The 12589-nt window shown below is 36.3% G+C and carries 11 protein-coding genes; 6 read left to right on the top strand and 5 right to left on the bottom strand.

Going from position 1 to position 12589, the window contains the following annotated elements; translation table 11 throughout:
* Positions 1-13 precede the first annotated feature (13 nt).
* Entirely contained in the window at positions 14-796 is a 783-nt protein-coding gene (locus JOC86_RS00055) for an AAA family ATPase (protein WP_205167757.1), read from the bottom strand.
* 151 nt (positions 797-947) lie between these two features.
* Here JOC86_RS00055 and JOC86_RS00050 point away from each other — a divergent pair, with 151 nt between their 5' ends.
* Positions 948-1841 carry a DMT family transporter gene (locus JOC86_RS00050; RefSeq protein WP_205167756.1) on the top strand — a complete coding sequence of 298 codons (894 nt, stop codon included), beginning with the start codon at positions 948-950 and terminating at the stop codon, positions 1839-1841.
* Between the two features lie 570 nt (positions 1842-2411).
* On the opposite strand, the gene JOC86_RS00045 is transcribed toward JOC86_RS00050, so the two are convergent.
* Positions 2412-2948, bottom strand: coding sequence for a DinB family protein (locus tag JOC86_RS00045; RefSeq protein WP_205167755.1), 537 nt, complete (start codon positions 2946-2948; stop codon positions 2412-2414).
* Positions 2949-3151: 203 nt separating this feature from the next.
* Here JOC86_RS00045 and JOC86_RS00040 point away from each other — a divergent pair, with 203 nt between their 5' ends.
* Positions 3152-3550 (top strand): YuzC family spore coat inner layer protein, encoded by a 399-nt coding sequence (locus tag JOC86_RS00040; protein ID WP_205167754.1) that lies wholly within the window; start codon positions 3152-3154, stop codon positions 3548-3550.
* A 149-nt stretch (positions 3551-3699) separates the two neighbouring features.
* Positions 3700-4167 (top strand): outer membrane protein assembly factor BamD, encoded by a 468-nt coding sequence (locus JOC86_RS00035; RefSeq protein WP_205167753.1) that lies wholly within the window; start codon positions 3700-3702, stop codon positions 4165-4167.
* Positions 4168-4794: 627 nt separating this feature from the next.
* Here JOC86_RS00035 and JOC86_RS00030 read toward each other — a convergent pair.
* Positions 4795-6006: an MFS transporter gene (locus tag JOC86_RS00030; RefSeq protein WP_205167752.1), complete on the bottom strand. Its 1212-nt coding sequence runs from the start codon at positions 6004-6006 to the stop codon at positions 4795-4797.
* Between the two features lie 141 nt (positions 6007-6147).
* Here JOC86_RS00030 and JOC86_RS00025 point away from each other — a divergent pair, with 141 nt between their 5' ends.
* Positions 6148-7029 carry a LysR family transcriptional regulator gene (locus JOC86_RS00025; RefSeq protein WP_205167751.1) on the top strand — a complete coding sequence of 294 codons (882 nt, stop codon included), beginning with the start codon at positions 6148-6150 and terminating at the stop codon, positions 7027-7029.
* A gap of 528 nt (positions 7030-7557) precedes the next feature.
* On the opposite strand, the gene JOC86_RS00020 is transcribed toward JOC86_RS00025, so the two are convergent.
* Positions 7558-8742 (bottom strand): MFS transporter, encoded by a 1185-nt coding sequence (locus tag JOC86_RS00020; RefSeq protein WP_205167750.1) that lies wholly within the window; start codon positions 8740-8742, stop codon positions 7558-7560.
* Between the two features lie 146 nt (positions 8743-8888).
* On the opposite strand from JOC86_RS00020, the gene JOC86_RS00015 reads away from it, so the two are divergent.
* Positions 8889-9644 (top strand): TrmB family transcriptional regulator, encoded by a 756-nt coding sequence (locus tag JOC86_RS00015; protein ID WP_205167749.1) that lies wholly within the window; start codon positions 8889-8891, stop codon positions 9642-9644.
* A 113-nt stretch (positions 9645-9757) separates the two neighbouring features.
* Here JOC86_RS00015 and JOC86_RS00010 read toward each other — a convergent pair whose 3' ends face one another.
* Entirely contained in the window at positions 9758-10627 is an 870-nt protein-coding gene (locus JOC86_RS00010; protein ID WP_205167748.1) for a LysR family transcriptional regulator, read from the bottom strand.
* 114 nt (positions 10628-10741) lie between these two features.
* On the opposite strand from JOC86_RS00010, the gene JOC86_RS00005 reads away from it, so the two are divergent.
* Complete coding sequence (locus JOC86_RS00005; RefSeq protein ID WP_205167747.1) at positions 10742-11800, top strand: YeiH family protein; 1059 nt, start codon at positions 10742-10744, stop codon at positions 11798-11800.
* Positions 11801-12589 lie beyond the last annotated feature (789 nt).

The raw sequence follows: 12589 nt of genomic DNA, 5'->3' as shown, positions 1-12589 counted from the left end.
AACAAGCAATCTCCTACAAATATCGCAAATACCGGTTAGGATTTTCCAAGAAAGACCTCGTTACTTGTACATGCTCTAAATCCTCAAATCTGGTCTTTTCTGGTGGAAGTGTGTCCAAACTAATGATTTCCGCATCCGGGACCGCCATAAGCATTGGAGAGTGTGTTGCAATAATAAATTGCGCATTTTCATTGACCATTTCTTTTAACATAGAGATAAACGTGAGCTGCTTCATTGGTGATAAAGGTACTTCAGGCTCATCTAAAATATATAAGCCATTTGGCTTGAATCGAGACTGAAAAAAATGTAAGTACCTTTCCCCATGGGACCTAAATTCTAATCCATCCTCATACAAATGCTCTAGTTCACCCAATGTACGGTTATGTGGCATGGAAGCTAGATTTTTTGCGTATAATGATTTATTTTGATACTCCTTCTCTATTTCAACTAGATTCCTTTTTGCTTCCTCACGCATTCCAGTCAGTCTCTTCACATAATTGACAAAGTCCTCTGAGTTTAAAAAGAAACCAGTCATTGAACGAATACTCCAAGTTAATTTTAATGAACTTGCCAATGGTTTTATTTCATTATACTGATCAGTAGAACCAATACTAATGGAGTTTGCAGCATAAGCAACGCTCCTGAGCAATGTTGATTTCCCTGTCCCATTTTCACCGACAAGAATCGTAACCGGTTTTGTAAATGTCATGGATTGAAAGCTTTGAAATAGAGGTAGAAAAAAGGGATATTCCTGTTGATTGTAGGGCTTTTTAAAATGAATGGATTTTAAAATCAACGCTTTTTCCTCCTTGATAAAGGGTTTCCCTTCTTATTCATTCGCTGCAAACCATTCGATTTAATAGCATAATAATACAAGACATGATAGTATAGAAAAAATAATTAATAGAATGAAACAGTTGGCATTTTGATAAAGGAAATGGTGATTTATGTTAAAAGCATATTTCTGGTTGACTATTTGTGTAGTCGTTTGGGGAAGCAACTTCGTATTTGGAAAGATATTAGTTCAAGATTTCTCCCCTGCTCTGTTAACACTACTAAGGCTTTTGTTTATTGTACTATTTTTAATCGGCCTAGCTACCTATAAAAAACATTTTAAACGATTAAAAAAATCAGATTTACTTGCCATCTTTTTTCTCGGGGTTGTTGGTGTATTTATTAACCAATGGTCTTTTTTTGTTGGATTACAAACGGCTGACCCAACAACATCTGCGTTAATTTTAGCCACGACTCCAATTATAACTGGCTTTTTAGCTGCCATATTTTTGAAGGAAAAAATAACCATACGCATGTTAACGGGGTCTACTCTTGCCATCATAGGAATCTATTTTGTTGTGACAAAAGGGAATCTTTCTTCTTTACATATTGACAAAGGTCTTATATGGATTGTTGTTACGATGGTCACATTTGCTATTATGATTATTATGACTAGGCTGCTCTCTCATAGAATAGATCCACTTACGATAACTTTATATTCGAATATCGTTGGCTTTATACTATCGATCCCGTTTGCTTTTACCCTGGACACTCCCTTACGAATCAGCGTTGATATGGCTGATTGGGCTTTTTTAATGGGAACTGCCATTGTTGTACACGGTATTGCTACCCTGATGTGGAATAATAACATTCGACATGTTGATGCATCTAAGGCATCCATTCTATCTAATTTAGAGCCTTTTGTAGCCATGATTGTTGGCTTTATATTATTATCTAAACCTATTACAGGTGTAGAAATAATCGGTTCTCTATTTATAGTTGGAGGAGTCATTCTATCTACCTATCAACGGAAAAAGGCATATAACAGGACGATTTCTAGCAAATAACAAGATAAAAATTTTACACTGTTCTACTATATCACCGGGTTTACTTGAAGGGGAAAAACAAGGAGTTCGACTGACTTAACTGCTGTCCATTTCGTTGCTTTTTTATATGGTTTTGGGGCTCTCTTATAAGTCGATATTTAACCTATCCGACGGATCATTTGATTTTAGAAATAGGATAAATCACGTTTCCATTTTTAATTTTTCTGGATTTCTCTCTATTTAGATATCCCAATTTCCTACTACACTACATGAAAAAGATTTGCACTGATCGAAAAAGTGTCATAAATTCATTGTTTTCCCTTTAAAATTCATACAATTACTCATTCCAGTTCAGTCCATGCTAAGGAGAATCATTATTATCCTTGACTCGAATGTCAAGATACACAACTTTTTGATTTTATGCACCTTATCGACTTGTAAATGCACAAGAATCTAATTTCACGCCATATGAGTAATCAGGTGTGTTTCCTTTTTTTGATTAGCTGTTTACTCTTTAAAATGAACCATTCAAACATTGTTTTCTATTCACAAGAGTAATTAAAAATGTCCCTTTCACTAGATTATTTCAGCTTAAACTGCGGGATAATCGACAGATTGAAGGTAACGTTCCTTAATAATCTTAATGTGATGCAGATCATGACCAGCGATGATACTCACTAGACCTCGAACAGACACAGCAGTTCCATTAGCCATTCCTCTACGCAGCCATTTTTCTTCTCGAAGACCCTTAAGCAAATGTAAGGTGGATAATCGGACTGCATAAAGATTTTCAAGAAGTTCATTCATTGATTGTAAATCAAATGAAGCATTTTCGACATAACTATTCTCATCAAAACCAGGCAGTGACTCCGTTTCTCCTCTAGCAATGCATAGAAGACGCCACGCCATAATTCGTTCCGTGTCTGCCATATGGCCAATCACTTCTTTTAAGCTCCATTTACCAGGTGCGTATCTAAAACTTTCTTGTTCCTCTGAAATATCGCTTAGCAATTCCTTCGTATCCTCTATTTGCTGCTTTAAAATATGTATAATATCTCCTTCTGGAATTAAATTTACGTATGTTGAATAATACTCTGCATATTCATCTTTTTCTGGTCTTTTATCCATTATGTTCATCCTTTTCTCTATTATTAGAATTAAAAAACTCTAAATATAAACTTAATCCAAGCTTCTAAAATAGTTCGATCTGTATCTATATCCATTCTACATAATTTATAAATTTCCTCCCTACCATGTGAATCTTTATTCCCTCTACTACAAACTAAATCCTTTTTTCGTTCCCTGGGATAAGCATTTGTGCATATAGTTTATTGTATGTCGTTTCAAAGGAGGAAATCCTGTTCATGGATTATTTATATCGTTCACGAAACGGTTATCCCCTCATTCGCCCAAACACTTATGACCCAATTCGCCAATACCCAGAAGTCGATCCAAATCTGTTATATCACTCGGCAAATGAATCTAAAAAATTGATGAAGGAAGCAAGCATAGTCCTTAACAAGCTATCTGAATCTAAGGAATTTGACGCTAAATTAATGTATGCTGCACAGGCATCAGATATCGAGGAGGTTAAGCGATTAATTTATTCTATAGGAGTTACGTCAGAAGTAGATGTTCAATACAATCCCGATAGCCTACGCTTAGAATTTACTTCACAAGTAGCTAATATGGATTGCTGCCGGCTACTCATTGCATTGCGCTGGCGTTAGCAAATGAATGGTTCGTTGCAGGAAGCTTTTCTATATATTAGTTATGCTCTCACGACCACAAAATGTCATATCTATGCTTTCGACGAGGTTCGTTTGCACTATTTTTCAAGAAAACAAAGAGGAAACAGCATCAGGAGGAGAATCTATTAATGAAAAAACTACCTTTATTTTCTATTTTGCTAGGTTTCATGCTTGTTTGTAGTGGATGTTTCGGAATGAACGATAGTAAAGAGGCCGAAGAAATAGTTGATCAGTATTACAGCCACCTTTCTGAAGGCAACTATGAAAAGTCAACAGTTTTGCTCTCTGAAGAATATATCGACTTTTTGGGTGCAACACCACAGGATATCATTGAAGTTTTCCGTCAGATGGAAACCGAACAGGGATTTACGGTTCATTCCTATTCAATCTTATCCGTCGATAAGGTCGAGTCCACAAATGATGTACCTATACAACTTCAATCACAAATGACCGGAGAAAAGGAATATATCATACGTGTTGAGTCAAAAGTGGAAGTAAATGGAACAGAAAATAGGATTCCCGATGATGTGTTAGTTTCGATGGTTGATGGAGAATGGAAAATCAAAGGAATCGTTTCATATAGTCCAACCGAATAACAAAGTGAGCACGAGGTACATTTAGCGTTGGTAATATAAATGCTTTATTAATGTATAAAAAAATGATAAGCATTCATTACTAGTCCTCTTGGTATTCACTATGAATCCTTGTTGTTACTCCGAACACCATAGAATATACCAAGAGGGCATATTTTAATATATCTAGAAATGCTTCTAATTAAAAATAACAGTAAAGCTGCCCCTAAAGGCTAGCTCGAATTCAGTACATAGCTTAAATCTAAAACATTTGAAAAGGCTTTCACAAAGTCAAAACGGTAGGAAATACAACTTATATATATCTATTTAGTACAATTATATTGGTTACTGACCCCTTTTTTGGACAGCACCACTTGAGTTAAAGAATTGAGAGAATGCTATTCACTTTTATTACAATCCCCACCAGCTATATCTTTTCGACCAATGCTGTTCGTCAACTTCGGTATCTGCGAATTCAAGTGTAGTTAAGTACTGCAAAAAATTAGTAAGTTTACAATCTTGTTGTTTACTATAATAATTTGAACTGTCTTAATTAATACCAAACAAAATAGACCTATTCAAATTTCGAATAAGCCTACTCTGCTCAGTCTTCTCTTGAAAAATGACCGAATGTTGATTAAAATCACTTCTTTAACTTGCTACCTGATCTTCTTGAACTTTATTTTTTAAGGGTAAATTATTTCTCCCATGAAGGAAATAGTATACAGCAAGCCCGATTAATACAAGAAAGGTGCTATAAAAATATAATGCACTGTGTCCGATTCCTGTTACAACCATTCCGAATATAAGTGAGCCAACACCAAATCCAAAATCAAATATCGATAGGTACGTAGCAGTGGCTAATGCTCTCTTTTTAGGGGGAGCTAATTGTATGGCAATGGTTTGTAAACTTGGAAAAGCAGTTCCCCATCCAAGACCGATTAGGGCAGCTGATAAAAGAAACATAAAAGCTGACGATGATACACTCAACAAATAGGTTCCTATTGCAAAGCATAAAATGGATGGATAAATAATGACATTGGCTCCATATTGATCAAACCATTTACCAGTAAACGGTCTTGATAGTAAAAGCACGACTGCATAAACAATAAAGAAGTAACTAGCCGCTTCAACCAATCCTATCTCCTTTGCATAAATGGAAACAAAGGAAATAATCGATGAATAAACTAGACCGAAAAAAGCAGCAACCAAGGAAATGGGGATAGCAGACATTTCAAATAAACTCTTAATGCCCCCAGTTCGTTTAGGTTCCATTGCCATTTTTGTAGCTATCGATTTTTTAGGCAGCCTAATCAATAATCCTGCCATAATAGCTAGAACAGCACAGATGGCATTTACGGTAAACATCACATTGGTTCCCAATTGCTGCATAACCGTTAAACCTAAAAAAGGACCTATAACCATTCCGAGATTGATGGTCAGTCCATAATATCCCATTCCTTCTCCTTTTCGAGAATCGGGGATAAGATCGGCTACTATCGTACCAATGGCGGTTGTCGCCATACCAAAACCAATTCCGTGACAGAAACGTAAAATGAGCATTGCTGTCATCGAATGGGGAAAAAAGTAAAGTGCAGATGCTAGGCAGAGAGTAAGCAATGCACTCATAAGAATCGGAAACTTCCCAACCTTTTCTATCCATCTCCCCGCAAAAGGACGACTAAGGATCGCTGCAATTAAAAACGTTGTGGTAATTAGCCCCGCTTCAATTGCATTTCCATTTAAGTCTTGTAAAGCATAAATTGGTAATGTAACCAACAAATAATAAAAGGTAATAAAAACAAGAAAATTCGCTATCGAAATGCCAATGAAATTTTTAGTCCATAGTCTAGGTTTGTTCAAGTTCCTTCTCCTCCAACGAAACGAAATACTGCATTTCTGAATGTTTGCTTTACAAGCGTATCATGTATATAATCATACATAAAATATCTATATAATTACTTTTATATATTTTTTTCATATATATTTATAGAGGTGAACAAAATGGACATTAGACAATTACGTTATTTTCTTGTTATTGCGGAAGAAGGACAAATATCACGTGCAGCCGAAAAGCTCCATATGTCACAGCCTCCTTTAAGCCAGCAGCTTCGTCTGATGGAAGAAGAACTTGGTACCACTTTATTAGAGAGAAAACGTAATGGAAAAAGCATGGAGTTAACAGAAACAGGAAAAGTTTTCTATGAAAAAGCACAAGAAGTCTTAAACTTATTTGAAGAATCGATTCTTGAAGTGAAAGAGGTGACAGAAGGAATTAGGGGTTCATTATCATTTGGAGTCGTTCCATCTTGTGTTTCTTATTTGCCGCAGAAAATACAAGATTTCAATAAAGCTTACCCGAATATATCCTTTAGAATTTGGGGCGGTGATCCATATGAAATAAGAAAACACTTAGAAAACCGCGATATTGAGCTTGCCATCATCCGTTTACCAATAGAAAGTAAAGATCTATCTATCGTTCATATTGGGAAAGAACCCTTTGTGCTTGTCATTCCGAATGATTGGGAGACGTTTCATTCTAAAGAATCGATTACACTAAAGGAAATCGGTAATATTCCCTTGCTGTTAATGCATAGAACCAAAGGTGGGGGTATTTACGAAACCATTATCGAGGAATTTAATCGAATCAACATGAAACCAAATATTCTATGCGAATGTCCTGATGTCAACATCCTTCTTTCATTAATCGCCTCCAATATTGGTGCGGGGATTCTACCTAAAACCTCCATCCCCCCTTCAGTGAATAAAGGTATTAGAGTGCTTGATATAAAAGATACCCCCCTTCAATCCGAAACAGCACTCGTTTGGCTTAAAGAAAGATATCTTTCAAAAGCGGCGAGTAGATTTATTGAATTATTTAAATAAAATTGAGACTGTCTGATAATCAATATTTTTACTATCAGACGGATCATATAACTTTAGAAATAGGATAAATCACGTTTCATTATTAAATTTTCTGGATTTGTCTCTTTTGGACTGCCCATTTTCCTACTACGCTACATGAAAAAGCGTTACACTGATCGAAGATTTTAGGTCAAATTGTCATGAATTCTTTGTTTTTCCTTTAAAATTCATACGATTGCTCATTTCCGTTCAGTCCATGAGAAGGAGAATCATTAATTTCCTTGACTCAAAAGCCGAAATGCACATCTTTTTGATTTTATGCACGTAGTCGACTAGGAAATGCACAAGAATCTTATTTTACTCATGAAACCCCAGGAGAAATGCACGAGATCTTAAATTTATGCATATGTTAGCATTTTGAAGAATAAATAAACACAGGGCTGTCCTAATACCAAGGAATTTGGAACCATAACTTTAGATAGAAATCCATGAGGGTCTTCTATCTATGATCGTTCCTCTTTTTAGACAGCCCTTTTATATTACTTCTAATCAGCCTGCATTTTTTCTTTGTTTATCAAAAGAAGAAAAAATCCCCATTTCATTTCTAACCATAGAGAATACAGCCGTTCCTAAAGCTAAAACGATAAACAAACCACCGACAGTCGGATTTAATTCGACACTGGACTTTTCAATAACAATACCGCCAACCAATGAGCCAAAAGCAATTCCGAAGTGCAGGGCAGAATTATTTAAGCTTTGCTGAATTTCAGCGCTTTCAGGTGCCGACTCAATTAAATAGCTTTGCATCGCAGGGGTGATCGCCCAGCTTAGCATACTCCAAATGACCATCACGACTAAAAAGATTGGTAAAGCAAATGTCGTGTAAGGAATCGCAAAGATTGAGAGTGCGAAGACAACAATCACTGTAAGTATAGTAGGTTTGGTCCCAAAACGATCAGAAAGAATGCCTCCTACTCCCCCGCCTACCACTGCTGCAATTCCAAAGATTAAATAAACAATACTCACCCAAGTTCCATCTAGCCCAAGAGTAGATTTTAAAAACGGTGTTAGGTATCCATATAATGTAAGATGACCAGCTAAAAATAAAAATGAAGTCAATTGAGCGAATAATACCTTATGATTTTTTAATGTACGAAACTGTTCTTTCATTGGAATCGAAGGCTTTGGAGCGATTTTATCCATTAAGAAATACACTCCTGCCATAGAAAGTAATGTGAGAATTGTAATGAGAATAAACGGTGCTCTCCACCCGAAAGAATTCCCAAGCATCAATCCAATCGGCACCCCTAAAACAAGAGATGCACTTATTCCCATAAAGACGATTCCTATTGCTCTCGCCCGGTATTTTTCAGATACGATGTTTGAGGCTATTGTGACACATAATACAACAAGTAAAGATCCGCTTGCCGCTGAAATGATACGCGCAACTAATAATAGACCATAGGTATGACTAAATACAGCTATCCCATTTCCGACAAGAAAGACCACTAAGGATAGTAATGTTAAACGTTTCCGTTCAACCTTCGCAGTCAACGTTAATAAAACTGGAGCTGCAATCGCAAATACAAGTGAAAACACAGTAATAAGAAAACCTGCTTCACCAAGACTAACCTCCAAATCTTTAGCAACTAAATCTAATATTCCACCGATGATTAATTCAACCATTCCAACAACAAACGATACAATCGTTAATAAATAGACACGCTTATCCATAGTCATTCGCCCTTTCTGTAATGTTACCACTAGAATAGTAACACAATACCCGAAAGATGACTACAATAAATTTCAACATCTAAAAAAAGACGATCGACTATGCTATGATGGTAGTAATGAATACATAATCAAGGAGTCAATGATAAATGCTTCAACAATTCGGTTTTACACAATATGAAAGCCAAGTATACCAATCACTCATTACCGTAGACCAACCATTGGACGCCACTGGAATTGTGAAGAGTTCGACTGTTCCCCGATCAAAAGTTTACGAAGTCCTTCATCGTTTAATCGAAAAAGGGATGATTCTTGAAACAACGGTCGAAAAAAAGCGCCTTTATACTGCACTTCCTATTGAGGCCACAATAAAAAAGCTCAAAACGGAATTTGAATCCAATCTTGAGGTATTAAGAAATACACAAATAAAAAAAACACCCTCAGATGACCGTGTTTGGACATTAAAGGATAATCAATCCATACAATCAATGCTTAATGAATTAATTCAACTAGCACAGCACTCTATTTATATTTCTGGATGGGCAGATGATTTAACCACCTATCTTCCACTATTAGAGTCCAAATATCAGGCAGGCATTGATGTAAGCATCCATGTGGTTGGAAAACTCTCTACCTCTATTCCAGCTGTATCTACCCTAATCCCCGACTCAAATGCGATATTGGAAAGAAGCAGAATCCTGATCGTGGATAAACAAGAGATCTTATTTGCAGGAATTGAAGATTCAAAGTGGCAGGCAATCCGAACCCAATCGAATCCATTAGTGAAGTTCTTTACCGAGTTTTTCTATCATGATGTGGCTCTAACCGAAATTACACAAAAGTATAAAGACACTATCATGGAAGATGGAGATATTAGAAATGTGTTGTTAAAATTGAGGTATTAAAAGGAGAATATCTTTCCTAATAAAATAAAAATATAAACTTAAAGTGTCTGGGGCATAGATTTTTTCAATGTTAACACCTGGCTTCCAGACACTTTTTAACGGTTTAATCACGTTTATCTCAATAGACTCAAGAAAACCTCCAATGCCTTAGTTTGAAAGGGTGAATTAAGGACAATAGAGAAATTTCTCTTAATGATGAAATCTTTTAAATAAATAGATCCTAGTGATCCAACAGACAGCTCTTTTTTTATGGCTGATTCAGATAATACACTAATGCCCAACCCTGACTCAACGGCAGACTTTATTAATTGTATACTACCAAATTCTAAAATTTTATCAGGTTTGTATTCAAATGAATCAAAAAGCTTATCCGCTACTTTTCTAGTTCCTGACCCCCGTTCCCTTACAATCCAAGTTTCATTTGCCAATTCTGAAAATGCTAATTCTTTTCTTCCTTGTATTAAATGATGATCCTTAGGCATGACAATGCACATCCTATCTTCTGCAATTGGCTCGATCTGTAAGGACGAATCTATCACTTCTCCTTCCACTAGTCCGACATCAAGTTGGTGGGACTTTACTAACTCGACGACCTCTGTTGTATTTCCAATAAAGATATTAGGCTTGATTAAAGGATAAAGTTCATGCATCTTCCCAATTATAGGAGGTAATTCATACTCACCATAAGTATAACTCGCCCCAATTTTAAGAGTACCATCTGCGTTAGAGATCAAGTCATCTACTAAATATTTCATTTTTGAGTAAAGGGCTAGTATTTCTTTTGCATGATGATAGACGATCTCTCCGGCTTTATTCAATCTGACAAACTTATTGCTTCTCTCCAACAACTTTACTCCATATCTTTGTTCAAATAACTTGACATATTGACTCACAGCTGGCTGTGTCATGTGTAATTCTTCTGCTGCATGTGAAAAATTCTTTTTCTCGACTACTGTTACAAATACTTGAAGCTGCTGATCCATTAAACTCACCTCATGTATATGAATTTACTTATGATGAACATTTGAAATTATTATTTTCCTTATCCATCATTCTATCTTACTCTATTAAAGAAGGAAATATTGGAGGGAAAGAAAATGACAAACTTGAATAGTGAGGAACTTATACTTAATGAACCCCCTAGCCCTAAATCACAGCCTTCTTCGGTATTCAAATGGTTAGGCGGGATTCTTTTTACATTTGCCATTTCATTTCTAGGGTACCTATTATCTAAAACACCTGGATTTGATCATGTTGGCCAGTTAGCATCTGCAATCGTGATTGCTATCCTATACCGACAAATATGGGGATATCCTGAAGTACTTCGGAAAGGTATCGCTTTTTCATCAAAACATTTACTAAGATTGGCTATCATTTTATACGGATTAAAGTTAAATATTGATACGGTTTTACATGAGGGTCTAGGGTTGCTGGTTAAAGATGCTGGTGTCATTATCTTTGCCATATTGGTCACAATATGGTTAGCCAAATTACTCAAGGCAGATAAGAACATCTCACTGCTTCTTGGAGTTGGTACAGGTGTTTGTGGAGCTGCGGCTATTGCGGCTGTAGCACCCATCATCAAGTCAAAAGATGAGGACACAGCAATCGGTGTTGGAATTATTGCATTGGTAGGAACCGTTTTTGCTCTAACCTATACGCTATTACGACCGATCTTACCATTATCATCCGTTGATTATGGGATCTGGTCAGGTATAAGTTTGCATGAGATCGCACATGTAGCCCTAGCAACTGCCCCAGGAGGCGAAGAAGCACTTGCAATAGGATTATTGGCGAAATTAGGTAGAGTGTTCCTTCTTGTCCCACTTTGCTTTATCTTCATGTATTGGATGAAGGCAAAAAAGAACAACTCAGACGAAAATCAAAATAAAATTGAATTTCCATGGTTTCTGATCGGGTTCCTTATTATGAGTCTTTTCGGTAGTTATGTATTAGGAAATACCATTCACATTTCCGAAAATATGATCGATGGAATTTCTTCGATTACAACATGGTGCTTAACAGCGGCAATGGTTGGGCTTGGGCTTAACGTCAGCCTTCGAGATCTTAGAACGAAAGCCCTTAAACCTCTTATTGCTATGGGGATTACTTCGATTGTTCTTTCTATCATTACTTATATTATTGTTTTGGTTTAATACCTGCTTCATAAAGACGGAGCTGTCTGATAAGTGCATTTTTTCCTATCAGATAGCTCATTTTTTGACTTCCCTATAGAAATCATACGATTAATCATTCCAACCCAGTCCATCATCATCATTTTCCTTGATTTGAATGTGGTAATGCACAGCTTTTTGTTTTTATACACATTTCATATGTAAGGAACAAATCAAAATTTATCATTCTGATATTCCTTATAAAAAGAATGGCTCTCCCAAAATCAAGGTCAGGATCCTCAACACCTGAGTATAGAAGAACTTCTCAAAAATTCTTCTATGTATGGAGTATGAACAATTCGGATCCCTTACGACTCAGATGCATTGGTCTGGTTTATAACATATAGATTATCAGTCCAATTAACATAAAATTGGGCAGCTTTTTGTGGTGGACTTGGAAGAAAAAATCGTTAATTAAGTCATGAAAGCCCAAATTAAGTCGAGTCACTGGAAAAGGGCGTTCATCTGAGTTATGAAAGCCCGAATTGGATCAAGTCACAGGAAAAAGGGCATTCATCCGAATTATGAAAGCCCGAATTAGGTCATGTCACTGGAAAAAGGGCATTCATCTGAGTTATGAAAGCCCGAATTGGATCAAGTCTTAGGAAAAATGGCATTCATCTGAGTTATGAAAGCCCAAATTGGATCAAATCACAAGAATAAGGGCATTCATCCCAGTTATGAAAGCCCGAATTGGATCAAGTCTTAGGAAAAAGGGCATTCATCTGAGTTATGAAAGCCCGAATTGGATCAAGTCACAGGAATAAGGGC

This window comes from Rossellomorea pakistanensis (assembly GCF_016908495.1).
In the GTDB taxonomy this organism is placed as follows: Bacteria; Bacillota; Bacilli; order Bacillales; family Bacillaceae_B; genus Rossellomorea; species Rossellomorea pakistanensis.
The sequence above is the reverse complement of the archived record's forward strand: the minus strand, read 5'-3'. Positions and strand labels throughout refer to the sequence as shown.